The organism is Burkholderia sp. BC1 (assembly GCF_052683555.1).
The window spans coordinates 19,237-38,074 of record NZ_JBQYLP010000056.1; the positions used below are offsets into that span (position 1 = coordinate 19,237).

Annotated in this window: 19 protein-coding genes and 1 pseudogene; 12 read left to right on the forward strand and 8 right to left on the reverse strand. The window is 64.8% G+C overall.

Features of this window, described 5'->3' with window-relative positions:
- Positions 1-27: 27 nt before the first annotated feature.
- Positions 28-945 carry a LysR family transcriptional regulator gene (locus tag ACSHSS_RS22810; protein ID WP_445545575.1) on the reverse strand — a complete coding sequence of 306 codons (918 nt, stop codon included), beginning with the start codon at positions 943-945 and terminating at the stop codon, positions 28-30.
- 400 nt (positions 946-1,345) lie between these two features.
- On the opposite strand from ACSHSS_RS22810, the gene ACSHSS_RS22815 reads away from it, so the two are divergent.
- Positions 1,346-2,668, forward strand: a complete 1,323-nt coding sequence (locus tag ACSHSS_RS22815) for an MFS transporter (RefSeq protein WP_043280495.1) — start codon at positions 1,346-1,348, stop codon at positions 2,666-2,668.
- Positions 2,669-3,028: 360 nt separating this feature from the next.
- Here the strand turns inward: ACSHSS_RS22815 and ACSHSS_RS22820 are convergent.
- A pseudogene (locus ACSHSS_RS22820) lies at positions 3,029-3,133 on the reverse strand (precorrin-2 C(20)-methyltransferase); the annotation flags it as partial.
- A 438-nt stretch (positions 3,134-3,571) separates the two neighbouring features.
- Here ACSHSS_RS22820 and ACSHSS_RS22825 point away from each other — a divergent pair.
- The gene (locus tag ACSHSS_RS22825; RefSeq protein WP_060146137.1) at positions 3,572-4,183 is read left to right on the forward strand and encodes a cysteine hydrolase family protein; all 612 of its coding nucleotides are present in this window, start codon (positions 3,572-3,574) and stop codon (positions 4,181-4,183) included.
- A 146-nt stretch (positions 4,184-4,329) separates the two neighbouring features.
- Here the strand turns inward: ACSHSS_RS22825 and ACSHSS_RS22830 are convergent, their stop codons facing one another.
- Positions 4,330-4,671 (reverse strand): YXWGXW repeat-containing protein, encoded by a 342-nt coding sequence (locus ACSHSS_RS22830; RefSeq protein WP_006412760.1) that lies wholly within the window; start codon positions 4,669-4,671, stop codon positions 4,330-4,332.
- 576 nt (positions 4,672-5,247) lie between these two features.
- Between ACSHSS_RS22830 and ACSHSS_RS22835 the strand changes: the two genes are divergently transcribed.
- On the forward strand, positions 5,248-6,339 hold the full coding sequence (locus tag ACSHSS_RS22835; RefSeq protein WP_006396739.1) for a porin: 1,092 nt from the start codon (positions 5,248-5,250) through the stop codon (positions 6,337-6,339).
- A gap of 182 nt (positions 6,340-6,521) precedes the next feature.
- Here ACSHSS_RS22835 and ACSHSS_RS22840 read toward each other — a convergent pair whose 3' ends face one another.
- A complete protein-coding gene (locus ACSHSS_RS22840) occupies positions 6,522-6,920 on the reverse strand; it encodes a GreA/GreB family elongation factor (RefSeq protein ID WP_006396740.1) in 399 nt (132 codons plus the stop codon).
- Positions 6,921-7,430: 510 nt separating this feature from the next.
- Here ACSHSS_RS22840 and ACSHSS_RS22845 point away from each other — a divergent pair.
- Positions 7,431-7,760 carry a DUF4148 domain-containing protein gene (locus tag ACSHSS_RS22845; RefSeq protein WP_123789501.1) on the forward strand — a complete coding sequence of 110 codons (330 nt, stop codon included), beginning with the start codon at positions 7,431-7,433 and terminating at the stop codon, positions 7,758-7,760.
- 161 nt (positions 7,761-7,921) lie between these two features.
- Here the strand turns inward: ACSHSS_RS22845 and ACSHSS_RS22850 are convergent, their stop codons facing one another.
- Complete coding sequence (locus tag ACSHSS_RS22850; protein WP_006412774.1) at positions 7,922-8,383, reverse strand: CBS domain-containing protein; 462 nt, start codon at positions 8,381-8,383, stop codon at positions 7,922-7,924.
- 178 nt (positions 8,384-8,561) lie between these two features.
- Here ACSHSS_RS22850 and ribA point away from each other — a divergent pair, with 178 nt between their 5' ends.
- Positions 8,562-9,212 (forward strand): GTP cyclohydrolase II, encoded by a 651-nt coding sequence (ribA, locus tag ACSHSS_RS22855; protein ID WP_012216771.1) that lies wholly within the window; start codon positions 8,562-8,564, stop codon positions 9,210-9,212.
- Positions 9,213-9,461: 249 nt separating this feature from the next.
- Here the strand turns inward: ribA and pdxR are convergent, their stop codons facing one another.
- Positions 9,462-10,892, reverse strand: coding sequence for a MocR-like pyridoxine biosynthesis transcription factor PdxR (pdxR, locus tag ACSHSS_RS22860; protein ID WP_217113120.1), 1,431 nt, complete (start codon positions 10,890-10,892; stop codon positions 9,462-9,464).
- A 90-nt stretch (positions 10,893-10,982) separates the two neighbouring features.
- On the opposite strand from pdxR, the gene ACSHSS_RS22865 reads away from it, so the two are divergent.
- Positions 10,983-11,414 (forward strand): GNAT family N-acetyltransferase, encoded by a 432-nt coding sequence (locus ACSHSS_RS22865; protein ID WP_012216773.1) that lies wholly within the window; start codon positions 10,983-10,985, stop codon positions 11,412-11,414.
- Between the two features lie 50 nt (positions 11,415-11,464).
- Here ACSHSS_RS22865 and ACSHSS_RS22870 read toward each other — a convergent pair whose 3' ends face one another.
- The gene (locus tag ACSHSS_RS22870) at positions 11,465-11,956 is read right to left on the reverse strand and encodes a DUF3788 domain-containing protein (protein WP_012216774.1); all 492 of its coding nucleotides are present in this window, start codon (positions 11,954-11,956) and stop codon (positions 11,465-11,467) included.
- 281 nt (positions 11,957-12,237) lie between these two features.
- Between ACSHSS_RS22870 and ACSHSS_RS22875 the strand changes: the two genes are divergently transcribed.
- Complete coding sequence (locus ACSHSS_RS22875; RefSeq protein ID WP_105802547.1) at positions 12,238-12,948, forward strand: SDR family NAD(P)-dependent oxidoreductase; 711 nt, start codon at positions 12,238-12,240, stop codon at positions 12,946-12,948.
- A 53-nt stretch (positions 12,949-13,001) separates the two neighbouring features.
- Here the strand turns inward: ACSHSS_RS22875 and ACSHSS_RS22880 are convergent, their stop codons facing one another.
- Complete coding sequence (locus tag ACSHSS_RS22880; protein ID WP_445545576.1) at positions 13,002-14,393, reverse strand: dihydrolipoyl dehydrogenase; 1,392 nt, start codon at positions 14,391-14,393, stop codon at positions 13,002-13,004.
- A gap of 245 nt (positions 14,394-14,638) precedes the next feature.
- Here ACSHSS_RS22880 and ACSHSS_RS22885 point away from each other — a divergent pair, with 245 nt between their 5' ends.
- The 5 genes from ACSHSS_RS22885 to ACSHSS_RS22905 all read left to right on the forward strand — a co-directional run.
- Entirely contained in the window at positions 14,639-15,055 is a 417-nt protein-coding gene (locus ACSHSS_RS22885) for a cupin domain-containing protein (RefSeq protein WP_105771512.1), read from the forward strand.
- Positions 15,056-15,358: 303 nt separating this feature from the next.
- A complete protein-coding gene (locus ACSHSS_RS22890) occupies positions 15,359-16,312 on the forward strand; it encodes an AraC family transcriptional regulator (RefSeq protein ID WP_012216778.1) in 954 nt (317 codons plus the stop codon).
- Between the two features lie 374 nt (positions 16,313-16,686).
- Positions 16,687-17,322, forward strand: a complete 636-nt coding sequence (locus tag ACSHSS_RS22895; RefSeq protein ID WP_105771514.1) for a nitroreductase family protein — start codon at positions 16,687-16,689, stop codon at positions 17,320-17,322.
- Between the two features lie 141 nt (positions 17,323-17,463).
- Positions 17,464-18,009 (forward strand): carboxymuconolactone decarboxylase family protein, encoded by a 546-nt coding sequence (locus tag ACSHSS_RS22900; protein WP_012216779.1) that lies wholly within the window; start codon positions 17,464-17,466, stop codon positions 18,007-18,009.
- 144 nt (positions 18,010-18,153) lie between these two features.
- The coding region (locus ACSHSS_RS22905) for a glutathione S-transferase N-terminal domain-containing protein (protein WP_445545577.1) at positions 18,154-18,838 on the forward strand (685 nt) is incomplete at its 3' end.

Genomic DNA, 18,838 nt, shown 5'->3' on the forward strand with positions numbered 1-18,838 from the left:
GTTCGCAGATCGTGACGCCGACGCGCGTCAGCCCCGATTCGACGCCTTGACCGTCAGCCTGCAGACCGTCGCGAGCGCGAGCAGGTTCGGGTCGCGTTCGCGACGATGGAGGAAACTCAGGCCGATCGTCTGGCGGATCGTGTGCCCGGCGATCGGCACGAGCGTGATCTTGTGCGCGAACAGGTCGCGCACGCGGCCTGGCAGCAGCGAATAGCCGACGCCGCCCGACACGAGGTTGATCAGCGAGAAGATGTCGCCCACCCGCATCGCGATGTTCGGCGTAATGCTCGCGGCGCGGAACGCTTCCGTGAAGCCTCGATGCGTCGCGAAGCCGTCGCCGAGCGATACGAACGGCTCGTCGCGGCAAGCGCCGAGATCGATCGCATCGCAGCGCGCATACGGCGAATCGACCGGCGCGGCAAAGAACATCTCGTCCTCGAACAGGGCGATCGATTCGATTTCCGCGTCGGGCTCGGGCAGTGCCATCAGCGTCGCGTCGATTGCGCCTTGCCTGAGCTTGTCGAGCAGGTCCGCGTTCGAGCCGAGCACAAGCTCGGCCTGCAGCTGCGGACGGCGCTCCTTCAGCGCGATCACGACTTCGGGCACGGTGCGGATCGTCAGCGAATAGAGCGAGCCGATCTTCAACTGGCCTGCACCGTAGCCGGCCGCCTCGCGCGTCGCGCGAATCCCCTCGGTCATCGTCTTGATCACTTCGTCGGCGACTTCGGCCAGCACCTGCGCGGCTTCGGTCGGGAGCAGGTTACGACCTTCGTGACGGAACAGCGCGCAATGCATGCCTTCTTCGAGCGTATGCAGCGCACGGTGCACGCTGACCGTGCTGACACCCAGCGCTTCGGCCGCTTTCGCGAGACTGCCGGCTTCCATGAACGCGAGCAGCACCTCGAGCTTGCGGAAGGTGATCTCTTCGTTGATGCGATTGCGCATGGTCGGACGGCGGAAGCAGGTCGATCGAAAATTCTGCCCGAGAACCGCGGTCGTCACAATGCGCGAAAAACCGGGTGAACGGCACACAAACGGGCCGATCGCGCGAGAGCGGGACATCGGGACAGCGGCCGCGTGAACGCGATCGCGGCTACTTCGTTCGCTGCCGGTGCCGACATTTAATCTGCGGCTAATGCTTCGCCATTCGGCTTAATTGATGCGCATTTGCTGCGTGCCTATCATCGGTTCACGTCGGACCTATACCGGCAGAGGGCGGCTGGATGCCGGCGCTTGTCGCGCCGCGCGGGCCGGCGCACACCAACGGGCAGGCCGCATGCGCCGTGCCGGCGGCATGGCGCGACGCATCGCGCGGCGCGGCCTCATGAGACTGCAGGAGACACGCATGCGCGCTGATTCAGGTCGGAGCACGCGGCATCGGCAAGTGGTTGCCGCTGTCATCGGCAATACCCTCGAGTGGTACGACTTCATCGTTTACGGGTTCTTCTCCGGCATCATCGCGAGACTGTTCTTTCCGGCCGACAGTCAGTACGCATCGCTGCTGATGTCGCTCGCGACGTTCGGCGTCGGCTTCTTCATGCGTCCGGTGGGCGGCATCCTGCTCGGGCTCTATGCGGACCGCAAGGGCCGCAAGGCGGCGATGCAGCTGATCATCCTGCTGATGACGCTGTCGATCGCGATGATCACGTTCGCGCCGACGTATGCGGCGATCGGCCCTGCCGCGCCGATGCTGATCGTGATCGCGCGGCTGCTGCAGGGCTTCGCGACCGGCGGCGAATACGCGAGCGCGACGTCGTTCCTCGTCGAAAGCGCGCCCGCGCACCGGCGCGGCCTGTACGGATCGTGGCAACTGATCGGCCAGTGTCTTGCGGTGTTTTCGGGCGCGGCGATCGGCGCGTGGGCGACGCAGTCGCTATCGGCCGGTGCGCTCGACAGCTGGGGCTGGCGCGTGCCGTTCGCGCTCGGGCTGCTGATCGGGCCGGTCGGCCTGTGGATCCGTCGCCACATGGAAGAGACCGACGCGTTCGTCGAAGCCAGCAAGTCGCGGGCCGAGCCGCCCGCCAGCGTCGCACGCGTGCTGCGCGACAACCTGCGCGGCGTGCTGGTCTCGATGGGGCAGACGATCACGGGCACGGCCGTGTTCTACGTGATGCTCGTCAATATGCCGACGTTCGTGAACCGGACCTTCGGGCTGCCGCTCGACCAGGTGTTCCAGGCGCAGATGGCGGCGGTCGCGCTGCTGACGCTGACGATCCCGGTGGCGGCGATGGTGTCCGATCGCATCGGTCGCCGGCCGGTGCTGCTCGCCGGCATGCTGGCGCTGTTGACGGTCACCTATCCGCTCTTCTCGTGGCTGGCCGCCGCGCCGAGCATCGGCCGGCTGCTCGTGATGCAGCTGGTGATCTGCACGATCATCGGCGTAACCTACGGCCCCGCGCCGACGGCGCTCGCCGAGCAGTTCGCGACGCGCATGCGGTCGACCGGCATCGCGCTCGCGTACAACATCGCGGTGATGATCTTCGGCGGCTTCGCGCCGTTCATCGTCACGTGGCTGACGCGCGCGAGCGGCTCGCCCGTCGCACCTGCCTGGTACGTGCTGTTCGCGGCGTCGTTCGGGCTGGCCGCGAGCGTGTTCATGCGCGACGGTGCGCCATGCGTGCTTGCGCGCCGACAGTTTCGCGGCGAGCCGGTGACGAGCGCGGAGTAAAGCGGCTTGGCGCCTGGCTGCGCGTTCATGGCATCGGTGCGGGCCGCAGGGCGACTATCGGCTATCGGACCGTTCGATGGCTCCAGCATCGCAGGCGTAGCCTGCTGGGCGGCCGGCCTATCGTTACGCTGACGATCATTCGGACGCCGTGCGGACGACTGTCATGTCCCGGCTCGACTGCGCATTGCTCGACATCTGTCTGCTCGCCATCGGGATGGCGGCGATGGGCTTCGGGCTCGTGCACTGTCGATGAGGTCCGCGATATTCAGCGATCGTCGGGTGTTTCCGTACGAGCCCGTGCTGCGTGCGCTCGCGCGGCGGTCGTCGGATATCGACATGGTTGCCCATACGACGATCGTGGCGCGCTTCATATAGCGCGCGACGCGCGGGCCCGCGTTCGTCGAGCATGCGGCGCACCTTGTCGAAATTGCGGCCGAGCTTCATCTCGACGGCCGCATCCGCCTGTGTATACAGCGCGTTCCCGGATGCCGTCAGCGAGGACCGGCAAGGCAGGTGCTCGGCATCGCCGGCTCGGTGACGGCCGTCGCGTCGGTCGTGAGGGGCGCGCATGAACCTGCTGCCGGCATTCGGCGAAACCGGCCTGTTGCCGATTGGCGGCGCCGGCTTGGTACCCGGCTTCCTGATGGTCGGTGCGTACGGGCGCAAGTAGGGCGGTGCGAGAGCGGTCGCGCTGTCGTACGCCGGCGCGTGCCGCACGGCTTGGCCCGATCCTATCGGAGCTTGTCCCGCGGGCCACTGTCGCGTCGGGCCGTGCGGACCGACACTGGCGCCTCGCGGTCGACGCGAGCTTGTTCCCGGTGTGAACGGCTCGCCGGCCGCGCCTGGCGGCGCCGGCAGCGCCGGACCGCCGCTCCGTACGATGTGCCAACCGAGAGAACGACCATGCAACATCCGACCATCCGTACCCTTGCCGGCGCAACGGCGCCGACGTCGATCGACGCTGCCCGCACCGCGCTGCTGGTGATCGACTTCCAGAACGAATATTTCAGCGGACGCCTGCCGATTCCCGAAGGTTCGCGCGCGCTCGCGAACGCGCAGCGCGTGATCGCGTTCGCCGATCGGGCCGGGATGCCGGTCTTTCACGTGCAGCACGTCGGTCCGGCCGACGGCCCGCTCTTCGCGGACGGCAGCGACGGCTTCCGCTTCCATGCCGACCTGCAGCCGGCGCCGCATCACGCGGTCGTGAAGAAGACGTCGGTCAGCGTGTTTCCGACGACCGACATCGACGCGCGGCTGAAGGCGGCGGGCATCGATACGCTGATCGTCACCGGACTGATGACGCACGCGTGCGTCGCCGGTGCGACGCGCGATGCAGTGCCGCTCGGCTATTCGGCGATCGTCGTCGACGATGCGTGCGCGACGCGCGACCTCGACATGGCCGACGGCGGTACCGTCGCGCACCGCGACCTCCATCGCGCGACGCTCGCTGCGCTGTCCGATACGTTCGCCGACGTGCTGACGACCGAGCAACTGCTGTCCCTGCGCGTGGCCTGAGGATCGCGGCGGCCGATTCGGCCGCCGCGGCGGCGTCAGGGCGTCAGGGCGTCACGGGGGAGGCGCGTATCCCTGGGCCCGTGTGCGACACCACCATCCAGGCCAAGCGCGACCGGCTTGCGGTCGCGCGCGCCGCTTGCTCGCGGCTACCGCCAGTAGCCGTCGACGTAGATCCACGCGTGTCCCTGGCGACGCCAGTAGCCGGGCACCCAGCGGCGGCCCGGGCGTCGCGCGACCCAGCGCCCCGGCACCCATATATAGCGGCCGTGCTGCCAGCGCCAGTAGCCGTCCGTCCAGATATAACCGTGCGGGCGCGGCGGTCGAGGCCGACGATCGTGACGCGGCGGGGGCGGCGCGCGATCGGGACGGTTCGAATGGGGCGGCCGATCGGGCGGCCCCGGACGGGCCCAGGCGGCGCGTAGCCAACCGCCCGAGCCGACGAACGCAGCGGTCAAGCCGATCGCGCGCAACAACGAGCGTCGATTCATGGGATGTCCTGTTCGAAAGTCGGATGCCGCATTACATTAGCGTGCCGGTCGCGCGGGCGCGTTACGACGGCTGTCAGCGGTGTAACGGTGTGTCACCCGCGCAACGTCGGCGCGCTGGCCGGGCATGGGCGGCCCGTTCGTGCGATGCGCCCCCTGTTTACCAAGCGGAACCGCGGGTTTTAGGCCTCGGTACCCAGAATTTGAGACGGAATCGGGTAAAAAGTACCGATTTGGCGTTGCCGGCTCGGATTCGCCTGTTGTTTCTATGCAACCGTCAAGACGGTGACATGAAAGAATGGTGCGATAGAAGCGACCAAAATGCTTTCGTCAAGAAGTCAAAAAACCACGGCAAAACAAATACTTATAACTAGACCCCACTTTCATTATTTCTAGTTCTGGAAAAGCTTATTTCTTTATTTGCGGATCGCTCCCCTAGGGTACACCCCTAAACTCACGGTTCCCAAACGGGCAACTATCCGGGCGCAGCCAGCAGGACCGATGGCGTTCCCGGGCGGTTGAGACCGTTTATGAAACAAGGTCGCGAGACCTGCCTCTTTTTAGAAGGGAGCTCCACGAATGAACAAGACTCTGATCGTTGCAGCAGCTGCAGCATCGTTCGCAACCGTCGCTCACGCGCAAAGCAGCGTCACGCTGTACGGCGTGCTGGACGCAGGCATCACGTACCAAAGCAACGTTCAGCCGGCCCCGGGCCAGGCTGGCAAGTCGCTGTGGTCGATGGGCTCGGGCATTGACCAGAGCCGCTTCGGCCTGCGTGGTTCGGAAGACCTCGGTGGTGGCCTGAAGGCGATCTTCACGTTGGAGAGCGGCTTCGACATCGGCAACGGCCGTTTCCGTAACAACGGCGGCATGTTCAACCGTCAGGCTTTCGTCGGTCTGTCGAGCCAGTACGGCACCGTCACGCTGGGCAAGCAGTATGACTCCGTTCAAGACTACCTGGCTCCGCTGACCGCAACGGGCAGCTGGGGTGGTACGTACTTCGCGCACGTCGGCAACTTCGACAACCTGAGCACGAACGGTGGCTACTCGCCGAACAACAGCATCAAGTTCACGAGCGCTAACTACGCTGGCCTGCAATTCGGCGGCACGTACTCGTTCTCGAACAACACGAACTTCGGCAACAACCGTGCTTACAGCGGCGGCGTGTCGTACCAGTTCCAAGGCCTGAAGATCGCAGGTGCGTACTCGCAACTGAACAACCCGGGCCAAACGACCGGCGGCGCAGTTGACACGCTGGCAACGCAAGGCCGCGTCCGTACGTACGGCGCAGCTGCTGGCTACGCATTCGGCCCGGCACAAGTCGGCGCAGCATGGACGCAAGCTCGTCTGGACAACACGGGCGCGACCGGTACGTCGGTTCGCATCGACAACTACGAAGTCAACGGCAAGTACAACCTGACGCCGGCTCTGGGTCTGGGCGTTGCTTACACGTACTCGAACGCGCGTCTGGGTCAGGACAGCGCTCACTGGCACCAAGTTGGCCTGCAGGCTGACTACGCACTGTCGAAGCGTACCGACGTGTACGCACAGGCTGTGTACCAGCGTGCTAGCGGCGCGAACGCGTCGATCTACAACGGCAACATCGACACGCTGCCGAGCTCGTCGATCAACCAAACCGCAGCAACGGTTGGTCTGCGTCACCGCTTCTAAGCGTGACGGCTGGGTAACCAGCTTCGAAAAAGGCGCCTTCGGGCGCCTTTTTTTCGCGTGTGCCGGGCAGAACTGGTCTGCGCTGCGGCTCCATCTTGGCGCACGCACAAAAAAAGCGAGGCTCATGCCTCGCTTTTTCATTTTCGGCCCGCGGCGCGCCGCCGTCGCGTCACCGCGCGGCGTCAGCGCGTGTATTCGCCGTTCGCTTCCGGCTGGAACACGATCTCCGCGACCTTCATCAGCTTTTCCGTGCCGCTCGGCTGCATCACCTTCACTGACTGGCCGCGTTGCGTGCCCAATAGCGCCATCCCGACCGGCGAGAACACGTTCAGACGGCCGAGTTCGAGGTTCGCGGCATCCGGATACACGATGGTCCAGGTGGCCGGCTCCTGAGTCGCCTCGTCGAGCAGCGTGATCTGCGAATTCATCGTGACGACGTTGGCCTTGATCGCGTCCGATCGGACGATGTCGGCGCGTTCGAGCAGCGTGTCGAGCATCGCCTGAAAGCGCGGATTGTGTTCGGCGTACTTTTCGAGACGCGCGACATCGAGTTCGGTGAGCTGGTAAAGGCGTTGCTTCATGACGGTTCTCCAAATGATCGGCAGGGCAGGCGGGACGTGCCTTCAGGGGATCGCCCGGAGCCTGTCTGACCGGCTCCGGGGGAGAGCGGGCGTCAGACCAGGCGCCGGGCGACGGCGAGCGGCGCTTGGGCCGTGCGTCGAGCGAGGGGCTGCGCCAGACGGCCGACGCGCGCACGCACGCCGGCCGGGCCGGACGGCGAAAGCTTCAGGGGCGTGGGCGCGTACATGGTGAGCGGACGTATCGGCTGGCGATGAAAACCTTTCGATTCTACAACACAAGCTTGCGGCGACGCGATCGATTCGTCGGCACTTTGTCAGCGATTGTTCTGTCAGTAATGTAAATGTCGCAGCTCGGCTTCGTCAAAGGACGTGAATACTTTCCAAAATCGCAACACTGTATATGCGAACTAAGGGTTTTCCCTTGGAGGGGCGCCGACTAGACTACAGTCATTCGCTTCAGACAATCCCGCCCGAGGCGAAGCAAAACAGAACACATTTCGGAGGTCCATCATGAAGTCGATCATCTACGCAGCGATTGCTGCTACCGTTATCGCCACCCCGATCGCGTCGTTTGCGCAATCCCAGCAAGGGCTGACCCGCGAACAGGTCCGCGCCGAACTCGTGCAATTGGAACAAAACGGCTACAAGCCGCAGGCGAGCGATTCGCAATACCCGAACGACATCCTCGCGGCCGAACAGCGCGTTCAGCCGAACCAGCCGATGCTCGCCCATGCTGATACGAGCGGCTACGGTGCCGCCGCGACGGGCGCAGCACAGTCGGGCCGCCCGATCACGCGTGAAGCGCCGAATCCTGTGAACTCGGTCTACTTCGGTCACTAAAACACACGCCCCGGCTCTGCCCGCGCGCACCGGTCAATCGACGACGCGCCGCCGACGGCACGCATCGTCCGTCCGCAGGAGCAGAACCTCCGTCGCCGCATCCCGGCGGCTTTCCGCCCAGGCGCTCGCGCGTCTGGGCCTTTTTGTTGGAGCGGGGCAGATCAGGTTGATGTGACGGCCGGCGTGCCGTGGATATAGTGCTCGAGCTGGCTGATCGTGAACTGCTGATCGGCGATCACGCTCTTCACCAGATCGCCGATCGACACGAGGCCGATCAGCTTGCCGTCGTCGAGAACGGGCAGGTGGCGCATCCGGTGCTCGGTCATCAGCGCCATGCACTCGTCGCTCGTCTGCGACGGTTCGACGTAGCGCACCTTCGTCGTCATGATTTCCTCGACGCGCGTGGCTTTCGACGAGCGATCCTGCAGCACGACCTTGCGCGCGTAATCGCGCTCGGTGACGATGCCCGCGATGTCGTCGCCGTCCATCACGAGCAGCGCGCCGATGCCTTTGTCCGACATCAGCTTGATGGCGTCGTACACGAGATCGGTTTTCTTGACGGTGTAGATGGTGCGACCGGAATCCGGCTTGGCCTTGAGAATTTGCGCCACAGTCGTGCTCATTCGCTTTCTCCGTATGCGGGACGATCCAGGGAAGGCAGGGCGTGATGCGCGTCACCCGATGAAACCCAGTATAGCCGGGGCGGCACCGGCAGTCGCGTGACGTTTGCAGATTAGCGGTAAACTCCCGTCACGCACTATCCAGAAAATTCCTACATTCCTGTTCGTTTCGATTGAATCCATGATGTCTTCGCGTCCCCAATCGCCCGCGCCGGGCAATGGCCACGCCGACGAGTGCGTGACGCTCGTTGCCACCGCGTCGCTGCCTACGCGTTACGGTACGTTCACGTCTTACGCGTTTCGCGTATCGGGCAGCGATGCCGAACATCTCGCGCTGGTGATGGGCGACGTGACCGGCGAGCAGTCCGTGCTGACGCGGCTGCATTCCGAATGCCTGACCGGCGACGTGTTCGGCTCGTATCGTTGCGATTGCGGCGAACAGCTCGATCTGGCATTGCGCTACGTCGCGGCCGAAGGGCGCGGCGTGCTGCTGTATCTGCGCGGCCACGAAGGGCGCGGCATCGGCCTTAGCAACAAGATCCGCGCATATGCGCTGCAGGAGCAGGGGCGCGACACCGTCGAGGCGAACCTCGACCTCGGGCTGCCGGACGATGCGCGCGAATACGATTCGGCCGCCGCGATTCTCCGTATGCTCGGCGTGACGTCGGTGCGTCTGATGAGCAACAACCCGAAGAAATTCGACACGCTCGTGAAGCACGGCATTCCCGTTTGCGAACGCGTCGCGCTCGCGGTGCCGGTGCGCGAAGAAAATGAGCGGTATATCCGGACCAAGCAGGTGAAGTTCGGGCATTACTTCGAGGAAAACGAGTAGTCGAGTCGCCGCGAGACCGGTCACATCTTGTAAGCAGGCGATTTAAAGGGACACCGAGCGATTTCGTCGCGCCGCGATCGCGGCGCTGGCGTTCGTGTTCGTATCGCCGCGCTCTGCCGCGCCGGCGCGGCTTTCTTGTGCCGCAGGTGCAGAACGCCCGCGCCCGCCTGACAGCCAGCGATGTGTGACTTCCTCAAGCCCTTTGCCAGCCGGCTGCGCGGTCGACCACGCCCGCAGTGCACACGCGCGTCAGCCTTTTCCTTCGGCAAAATGCGCCGACAAGCGCCGTACGGCGGCGCGCGCGTCTTCCGCCGTTGCGAAGTTCGCAAACCCCATCAGCAGTCCGCCTTGCGCCGACGCGCGCATCCGCCAGTCGCTCAATGCCTGCACGCCAAGCCCGTCGGCTGCGGCGGCCGCCGCGACGCGCTTGTCGTCGTGCCGGTCGCTCAGATATGCGAGTACGTGTACGCCGCCTGCCTGCGGCCGGATGTGCAGATGTTCGCCGAGCGTCCGGGCGAGCGCATCGACCAGAAACGCCCGCCGCTCCGCATACAGCGCGCGCATCTTGCGCAAGTGGCGAGCGAAGTGCCCTTGCTCCATGAAAGCGGCGACGGTGGCCTGCGGCAGGATCGAGCCGGGGCCCGGAAGACGGCCGGCCACGTGCGCGAAGCGGCCGACCAGCGCCTCCGGAACGACCAGATAGGCGAGCCGCAGTCCGGGCAACAGCACCTTGCTGAACGTGCCGGTGTAAAGCACGCGTCCATCGCGATCGAGATTCTGCAGCGCCGGCAAAGGGCGGCCGTGGTAGTGAAACTCGCTGTCGTAATCGTCCTCCACGATCCATGCGCGCCGGCGCGTCGCCCATTCCAGCAGTTCCAGTCTGCGTGTCGGCGACAGCGCGACACCGGTCGGGCTTTGGCGGCCCGGCGTGACCACCGCGAAGCGCGCCTGCGGCGCGCGCTGCAGCGCTGCCGCGACGTCGATCCCTTCGTCGTCCACCGGTGCCGGTGCGAGTCGCAGGTCCGCGAGTTCCAGATAGTGCCGGCCGAGCGCGTATCCCGGGTCCTCGTACCACCCGAGATCGCCGGCATGCAGTAGGGCGCGGCGCACGAGTTCGAGTGCACCGCGATAACCGGCCGTCACGAATACCTGCTCGTACGCGCATGCGACGCCGCGCGAGATCTGCAGATATGCCGCGATGGCGCGCCGCAGCGGCACGTAGCCGGCCGGATCGGGCGACGTCATCGCGGCCGCGTCGAGCGTGCGCAGGTTGCGTCCCGCGATACGCGCCCACGTCTTCCGCGGGAACGCGTCGAGCGCGGGCACGCCGAGCTGGAATGGCCGCACATTGCTCGCGACGGTCGGCGCCTGCAGCGATTCGCGAACGACGCGTATCGCCGCGTGGCGGGCGACCGTCCGGGCCGGATTCGCGAGAGCCGGCGCGACTCGCGTACCTGCCGCACCGTGCGTCACGAAATATCCTTCGCTCGACAGCATCTGGTAGGCCGCCTCCACCGTACCGCGCGCAAGGTTCAGTTCGCTCGCGAGGCTGCGCACGGACGGCACCCGGTCGCCCGGGCGCAGCTTGCCGTCCGTTATCGCGTCGCGGTAGCGGCGATAGAGCTGCAGGTAGATCGGCGCATCGTCTTCCCGAGGCGATTCGACATGTGGCCAGTCCATCGATCATGTCCCATTCAATCGGTCCGGTCTTGTCCCTGTCGGGCAGATCATCGGTTTTGTAAATTGATCGCCGGACGACGAGGAACACCGATGACGCCTTTCCGACTGAATCATCTCGACAGCGAGCAGGACTACGAGGCCGCTTTCAGCGTGATGCGCGAACTGCGCCCTCACCTGACGGATGCCGCCGCGTTTGCCGCGCAGGTGCGTCGGCAGGCCGCACACGGGTATCGGCTGCTTGCCGTGTGGCAAGACGGACAGGTAGCGGCACTCGCCGGTTATCGCGTGCAGGAGAACCTGCTGTACGGACGATTTCTCTACGTCGACGATCTGGTGACGAGCGCCGGCGTCCGTCAGCACGGACTCGGTGCGATGCTGATCGACGCGTTGCGCGACGAAGCACGAAGGCAACGGTGCGCGAATTTCGTGCTCGATACCGGTCTCGGCAATGCGCTCGCGCAACGCTTCTATTTCCGCCAGGGCCTGTTGGCGTTCGGCATGCATTTCCGCCAGCAGCTATAGCCGCGTAGAACGAATGCGACCATCCCGAATGCCCCTGTTTGCGCCGAGGTTCAAATGCGCCGAGCGCGCACCGCGACGGCGCCCTTCGACGGCCGATCGACTGGGCTGCGCTTCATGCCGACCAGCTCAGTCAACTCGCGTCGATCGTCGGCGGACGCGATTTCGACGGTCAACCATTTTCCGTCGGGATACGCGCGTGCTTCGTCGTAGCGCTTGACCAGTTGCGGGCTCCACGAATAGCGTCGCTCGTCGAACTTCTCTCGCTCGGCTTTTCCCAGGACCACGAGCACGGACAAATGCCGGTATCCCGGCAGCAGCGTACATAGCGCTCTCGTTTTCTTGTACCGCAGCGACCAGCCGCGTTTCTTGCCGCCGTAGATCCAGTCGGGCTCGAAAACACCGGGGTACGATGCGTCGATCCAGCTCTGCAGTTCACGCCAATGCTTGAACGCCTTCGGTCCGAGCCACTGACGAACGGCGTCTTCGTCGGGCGGTGCGGCTCGGTCGGTGATCCGGTCGCCGATCTGGTGGACTTGTTTCATGGCTCGACAGCGCCTCCTCGCAGGACATCCGCAGCAGCGGTTAACGAGTCTCCAATGTAGTGCGGTCGAATAACGGATTCGAGACTGAACCGGCTCAATGACATGCTCGAAAGGATCAACGCAGCGCGGCCGAGCAGAATGGCAGCGCCCGAAGCCTGCGGTTGGTACGCACGAAAAGCGGCAATCTTGGTTCTTCCGCGCGCACAATCGATGATGAAGAATGACAAGACGGCACGGCGGAGTGCAGCCGTGGTTCTTTGTCCGATCCTCGCGGGTAAAGCATGAATACATCGAAGAAGGTTGTGGTCGTCACCGGTGCATCTCAGGGCATCGGCGCGAAAGTCGTCGACGCCTTTCGACGGCTCGACTACCGCGTCGTCGCGACCTCGCGGTCGATCAAGCCTTCGAACGACGACGACATGCTCTGTATCGCCGGCGACATCGGCGATCGAGCGACGGCCCGTCGCGTGATTGCCGAAGGCATCGCGCGGTTCGGGCGAATCGATACGCTGGTCAACAACGCGGGCATTTACATCGGCAGACCGTTCACCCAGCACACGCCTGAAGACTATGCAGCGGTGATGAACGTCAACATGGCGGGCTTTTATCACGTCACGCAGCTTGCGATCGCCGAGATGGAAAAGCGTGGAAGCGGTCACGTGGTGAGCGTCACGGCAAGCATCGACCAGGTCGCGATCGGCGGCGTCTACTCGGTGCTGGCCGCGTTGACGAAGGGCGGCATCAATGCGGCGACGAAGTCGCTCGCGATCGAATATGCAAAGAAGGGGATTCGCGTCAACGCCGTTGCGCCGGGCAACATCAAAACACCGATGCACGCGCCGGAACTCCATGAAGCGCTGAGCGCGTTCAATCCTGTCGGCCGCCTCGGCGAAGCGAGCGATATCGCCGACGCGATCCTGTTTCTCGACGCGGCACCGTTCATCACCGGCGAGATCCTCCATGTGGACGGCGGGCAGAGCGCGGGCCATTGAGATGCGCGATCTGTCGAATGCCGACGAGACGACTGGCCGAACAGGGCAATGCGCTACTGCGCGTCGAGTTTGGCGGCGGCATCCCTGAGCGCGGTACGCACGCCCTCTTCGACGACCGGATGATAGAACGGCATCGCGAGCATCGCATCGACGGTGAGTTCCATCTGCAAGCTCCACGCGAGCAAATGCCCGATATGTTCGGCGGATGGGCCCAGCATCTCTGCACCGACGAATCGTCGTGTCGCGCGGTTGACGTAGATATGCGCGCGCCCGAGATTTTTCAACATCACGCGACTGCGTCCCTGGTCTTCGAAGCTCACTTCGCCCGTCACGAACGTGTCTGCGCGCAACTCGCGATGGCGTGCGCCGACGAGCGCGATCTGCGGATCGGAAAACACGATCGCGAGCGGCGCACGGCGCTCGATTTTTGCGACGTCCGGATAGCGCGCGGCGTTGCGGCCGGCCGCGCGACCTTCGTCGACCGCTTCATGCAGCAGCGGCAGAATGCCGTTCGCGTCGCCCGCGATGAAGACCGGGTGTCCCTGGACCTGCAACGTCTGCGCGTCGAACCGCGGTATGCCGTGTTCGCCCAGTTGGATCGACGTGTTCGCGAGCCCCAGGTTGCCGAGGTCGGGATGCCTGCCGGTGGCCGCGAGCACGTACTCGTAGGTCGCGTCGATCGTCGATCCGTCGGCGCGGCGATAGCGTAGCGTGACGCCGTCGTCGACGCGCGTCGCACTCAGCATCGTGCCGCTCGGCTCGAAATGAAATGCGTCGCCGAAGATCGCGCGCGCGGCCTCGACGAGCTTCGGGTCGGTCAGTTGACCGACGCTGCCGCGCGCGCCGTACACACTCACACGTACGCCGAGTCTTGCAAGCGCCTGCCCGAGTTCGAGGCCGATCACGCCGGGGCCCATCACGGCGACGCTGCGCGGCAGCGTCGTCCATGCGAACACGTCATCGTTGACGATCACGCGATCGCGAACGCCGTTCAGGACCGCCGGAATGGTCGGCGTGGAGCCCGTAGCGATCACGACGCTCGCCGCGCGCACCTGCGTGTGATCGCCCACCTGCAGCAGCCCGTCATCGACGAAGCGTGCGTACCCGACCAGTCGATCTTCAACGGGCAATGCTTCGACGCCGTCGACGACGAATCCGACGAAACGATCGCGTTCGCGTCGTACGCGCGCCATCACCGCTTCTCCGTCGACGCGCACGTTGCCGACCGCGATGCCGAACGGTGCGGCGTGGCTCGCTGCATGCGCGGCCTCGGCGGCCGCGATCAGCAACTTTGAGGGCATGCAGCCGACGCGGGCACAGGTCGTGCCGTACGGACCGCCTTCGATAATGACGGCGGTGGCGCCTTCGGCGCGCGCCGCGCGATAAGCGGCGAGCCCCGCGGTGCCTGCGCCGATGACGGCGACATTCGTGTAAATCGTGCGCATTGCCTGACTCCCGATTGAGCGGCCGGATGCGACGATTCCGTCACGTTTGCTGTCGCGACGCGTCGGTTACGGCCTGCGCTCAGTGTAGGCAGCGCGCAGCGATTCGTGAATGCGTGAAAGGCGCAACATGATGCTCGATCGGCTCATTCGCCGCACGTCTTGGTACACACAAAAATCGGAATTCTTGGTTCTTCAGTTCGTACCATCGATGGTACAGAATGCGAACGCCAACAGGGGAGCCGACGATGAAAGTCCGTCCGATTCTGATTGCGGTGTTCGCGACACCGGCCATCGTCGCGAGCACCTTCGCTGCCGCGGATAGGGGCGGCGAAATCGTGAAGCCGAATTTCGAACAAGCGGTCCCGAACTTGCCGGGCAAGTCGCTCGCCGCGGTGGAGGTCGAGTATCCGCCGGGCGCCGCCTCCGCGCCGCACGTTCACGCGAAGTCAGCGTTCATTTATGCCTATGTGGTATCGGGCGCAATCGAATCGAAGGTCAACGACGGTGACCTGCGTGTGTACCACGCAGGCGAAAGCTGGTCCGAACCGCCCGGCGCAATTCATACGATCAGCCGCAACGCGAGCAAGACCGAACCGGCGAAGCTCCTCGCCGTGTTCATCGTCGACAGCGACGACAACACGCTGACCACGCCGATCAGATAAGCGCGGAACAACCGCGCGCACGCGGACGGCAAGCATCCGGTGGTGGCGAACGTCGTTGGAAAACGCGTCATCGACGAGGACGGCGCGTTGTCGGTACGGTCGATCGTCGGTTCAATCCGGGGGCGTCGGCATATGCGCCCGCCATGCGCGCCTCGCACGCACAGTGCCGTGCCGCGAAACGCGCGGAATCAACGGTATGGATGCCGACCACGCCTGCGCGATGCGCACCAGCATGTGCGGCGCCGCGACCGTGATCCACTGCGATGCGACGTTGTGCCCGGCCAATTCGAATTCCAAAAGACTATGCCCCAAGTCGATTCGCTGAGCCAGCTTCTGCAAATGATTACCGTCACCGGCGAGCTGGAGGTGCGCTGCGGCTACGGTTCGCCGTGGCAGTTGGCGTGGGCCCGAGCCGCCGCACACGAGATTCCGTATCACGTCGTGCTGAACGGGCGCGCCGTGCTCGAGGATGCCGGCACCGGATCGATCACGGAACTGGCAAGCGGCGACATCGTGCTGCTGCCGCACGGGGCCGCGCACGTACTGCACGACGGCAGCCGGCAGGTGCGGTGCGTCACGTGCAACCGTCACGGCTCGGGCGGACGGATGCGCAGCGGCCATGAAGGTCCGGGCGAACGCCTCGACCTGCTGTGCGGACGGTTCCATATCAGACCGCCGCATGACCGGCTGATTCGCGACTACCTGCCCACGACGCTGACGGTGCGTTACGTGAGCGGTGGCGACGACGATAGCGGGTCCGCATCGAACCAGCTTGCGAGTCTGGTCGAGCTGATGCGGATGGTGTCGGTGGGCGACAAGCCCGGCGGATACGCAACCCTCAACGCGCTGACTTCCGCACTGTTCACGCTCGTGCTGCGCGCGGCGAGCGAATCGGGACAAGCACCGGCAGGGTTGCTCGCGCTGGCAAGTCATCCACGGCTGGCGCCGGCCATTTCGGCGATGTTCGCCAATCCTGCGCGACCGTGGAGCCTGCCCGAGCTGGCCGACTTGTGCAACATGTCTCGCGCGACCTTCATGCGGCACTTTCACGACAAGCTCGGCCGCTCCGCCACGGAGCTGCTCACGGATATCCGGATGACGCTGGCTGCAAACGAGTTGAGGAAGCCGGCGATGAGCACGGAGGCCGTGGCCGAATCGATCGGCTACCGATCGGTCGCGGCATTCCGGCGCATGTTCACCGACAAGATGGGGATGACGCCGGGGCAGTGGCGACGTCGAACCGATGAAGTCGAGTGATGTATTTGCACGTAATGTTCGGGCCGAACGAACGACGTAGCGCCGCACACGGAGCGCTGATCGCGTGCTGCAGACGAGCGACCGTTGCCGCGCCCGTCCACATCCGCCGTCTTGCGCAGACTTGCTCGCGATGAGACGCAGCGGCGTGGGTCGCGCGGCTTCACACCCGGCGAGCGGACCGCTTCCGCGTTTGATCCTTTCGAGCATTTTGTTGAGCACGCGCAGTCTCGAAATCGGTATCGGCCGACTCTAAAGTGGAGACTCCTCGCTCGCTGACGAACGCATCGGCCATGACGCGAATCGCGACCGACGCGATCGCACGGCGCGACAGCACGCGAGTAGCCGAACCGATTTCCTCACCCCAAGGAGTGACCATGAGCAACGGAACTGCCACGACCAACGCCGTGATCGAATGCATTTTGAGCCGAAGCGCGGCGAAATACTACGACCCGGACGCGACGCTGACCGACGACCAGATCCGGGAGCTCGTGCGAATCGGCACCAGCGCGCCGACGTCCTTCCACCTGCAGAACTGGCGCTTCATCGCCGTACGCACGCGCGAAGCGAAGGCGCGCCTGAGCCCGATCGCATGGAATCAGCCGGCAGTCACCGAGGCAGCCGTGACGTTCATCGTCTGCGGCCAGCTCGTGGAGACGAGCGTGATCCCCGAACGTCTCGCGCCGCTGGTCGAAGCGGGCGTGATGCCGGCATCGATGGTGGCGGAGTGGGAAATCCCCGCGCGCAACCTGTACATGGAGTATCCGCAACGCCGTCGCGACGAAGCCGTGCGGACCGCCACGTTCGGTGCGGCCGCGATGATCTATGCGGCCCGCTCGCTCGGGCTCGGTTCGACGCCGATGATCGGTTTCGATGCCGACGCGGTGCACCGCGAGTTCGGACTTGCCGACGACGAAGTGCCGGTGATGCTGCTGGCGATCGGTGCCGAGCGCCCGGGGAACTGGGCGCAGAAGCCGCGGCGTCCGATCACCGAAGTGCTGGACCTCGTTTAAACGGCTGCCACGGCGGCAATCGCAGCGGAGTTTCGCTCGACAACCCATTTCGCCCCCGAACCGGGGGAGGAAGCAACCCGACGGATCGCGCCAGCACGGGCTTTCGTCGATCAGTGATATCAGTCACTCACGGAGATGATGATGGCAAGGACTGCAGTGCTCACGCCGGAACAGGTGCCGGCAGAATCGAAGCCGACGCTCGCCGCGTTTACGAAGAACATCGGCTTTACGCCGAACATGATGGCGAGCTTCGCGCAAAGCCCGATCGCGTTCAATGCATGGGCCACGCTGCTCGGTGCGCTGAGCAAGGCGCTGGACGTCAAGACGCGCGACAGCATCGGCCTGGCGGTGTCGGAAGTGAACGGCTGCAACTACTGCCTGACGGTTCACAGCATGACCGCCGAGCACATGGCCAAGCTGCCTGCCGACGAAATCATTCTGGCGCGCAAGGGGCACGCGACCGATCCGAAGCGTGACGCCGCCGTGCAGTTCGCGCGCAAGGTGATCGAAACGCGCGGCAAAGTCGACGACGCCGATCTGAAGGCCGTTCGCGATGCCGGCTATACGGATGCGAACGTGATGGAGATCGTCGCGCTCGTGGCGATGTACTCGCTGACAAACTTTTTCAACAACGTGTTCGATCCCGAGCAGGACTTTCCGGCCGTTCCGCCGGCGGGCTCGATTTGACCACCGTCATGGCGCGCGGCTTCGCGCGCTGGCGGAACGTCGACGCAATGCAGGTATAGCGCCGACGCGCCCGGATGCGACCACGAAGGCAGGCAGGTACGTATCCGGGCCGCGCGTTCGACCTGCGAATGCAGGAGCAAGAAAGTGACACTCGATCATCCCGTTTTCACGCGCTGGCCGGCGCGCCATCCCGACCGACTCCAGCTCTTTTCGCTGCCGACGCCCAACGGCGTGAAGGTGGGCATCATGCTGGAAGAGACGGGCCTCGCGTACGAGGCGCATCGCATCGATATTCTCGCGAACGCGCATCACGATCCGGCCTTCGCCGCGCTCAACCCCAACGGCAAAATTCCGGCGATCTACGATCCGAACGGACCGGGCGGCCGACCGCTCGCGCTGTTCGAATCCGGTGCGATCCTGATCTATCTCGCCGACAAGACCGGGCAATTCCTGTCGGCTGATCCGCACGCGCGATACGAGACGCTGCAGTGGCTGATGTGGCAGATGGGCGGCGTCGGGCCGATGTTCGGTCAGGTCGGCTTCTTCAACCGATTCGCCGGTAAAGCGTATGAAGACAAGCGTCCGTTGAACCGCTACGTCACGGAGTCCGCGCGGCTGCTCGGCGTGCTCGACGAACGTCTTGCGGGCCGCGACTGGGTGATGGGCGCCGATTACAGCATCGCCGACATGTCGTTGCTCGGATGGGTGCGCAATCTGATCGGCTTTTACGAAGCGCGCGAACTGGTCGGCTTCGACCGCTTTGTTCACGTGAACGCGTGGCTCGAGCGCGGTCTCGCGCGCCCGGCGGTGCAGCGCGGGCTGCAGGTGG

Coding starts and splice junctions, on each gene's coding strand:
- ACSHSS_RS22865 (WP_012216773.1), top strand. CDS start 10,983: ATGACGCCTTTCCGACTGAATCATCTCGACAGCGAGCAGGACTACGAG.
- ribA (WP_012216771.1), top strand. CDS start 8,562: ATGATGTCTTCGCGTCCCCAATCGCCCGCGCCGGGCAATGGCCACGCC.
- ACSHSS_RS22810 (WP_445545575.1), bottom strand. CDS start 945: ATGCGCAATCGCATCAACGAAGAGATCACCTTCCGCAAGCTCGAGGTG.
- ACSHSS_RS22845 (WP_123789501.1), top strand. CDS start 7,431: ATGAAGTCGATCATCTACGCAGCGATTGCTGCTACCGTTATCGCCACC.
- ACSHSS_RS22890 (WP_012216778.1), top strand. CDS start 15,359: ATGCCCCAAGTCGATTCGCTGAGCCAGCTTCTGCAAATGATTACCGTC.
- ACSHSS_RS22840 (WP_006396740.1), bottom strand. CDS start 6,920: ATGAAGCAACGCCTTTACCAGCTCACCGAACTCGATGTCGCGCGTCTC.
- pdxR (WP_217113120.1), bottom strand. CDS start 10,892: ATGGACTGGCCACATGTCGAATCGCCTCGGGAAGACGATGCGCCGATC.
- ACSHSS_RS22900 (WP_012216779.1), top strand. CDS start 17,464: ATGGCAAGGACTGCAGTGCTCACGCCGGAACAGGTGCCGGCAGAATCG.
- ACSHSS_RS22830 (WP_006412760.1), bottom strand. CDS start 4,671: ATGAATCGACGCTCGTTGTTGCGCGCGATCGGCTTGACCGCTGCGTTC.
- ACSHSS_RS22835 (WP_006396739.1), top strand. CDS start 5,248: ATGAACAAGACTCTGATCGTTGCAGCAGCTGCAGCATCGTTCGCAACC.
- ACSHSS_RS22895 (WP_105771514.1), top strand. CDS start 16,687: ATGAGCAACGGAACTGCCACGACCAACGCCGTGATCGAATGCATTTTG.
- ACSHSS_RS22870 (WP_012216774.1), bottom strand. CDS start 11,956: ATGAAACAAGTCCACCAGATCGGCGACCGGATCACCGACCGAGCCGCA.
- ACSHSS_RS22875 (WP_105802547.1), top strand. CDS start 12,238: ATGAATACATCGAAGAAGGTTGTGGTCGTCACCGGTGCATCTCAGGGC.
- ACSHSS_RS22885 (WP_105771512.1), top strand. CDS start 14,639: ATGAAAGTCCGTCCGATTCTGATTGCGGTGTTCGCGACACCGGCCATC.
- ACSHSS_RS22880 (WP_445545576.1), bottom strand. CDS start 14,393: ATGCGCACGATTTACACGAATGTCGCCGTCATCGGCGCAGGCACCGCG.
- ACSHSS_RS22825 (WP_060146137.1), top strand. CDS start 3,572: ATGCAACATCCGACCATCCGTACCCTTGCCGGCGCAACGGCGCCGACG.
- ACSHSS_RS22815 (WP_043280495.1), top strand. CDS start 1,346: ATGCGCGCTGATTCAGGTCGGAGCACGCGGCATCGGCAAGTGGTTGCC.
- ACSHSS_RS22850 (WP_006412774.1), bottom strand. CDS start 8,383: ATGAGCACGACTGTGGCGCAAATTCTCAAGGCCAAGCCGGATTCCGGT.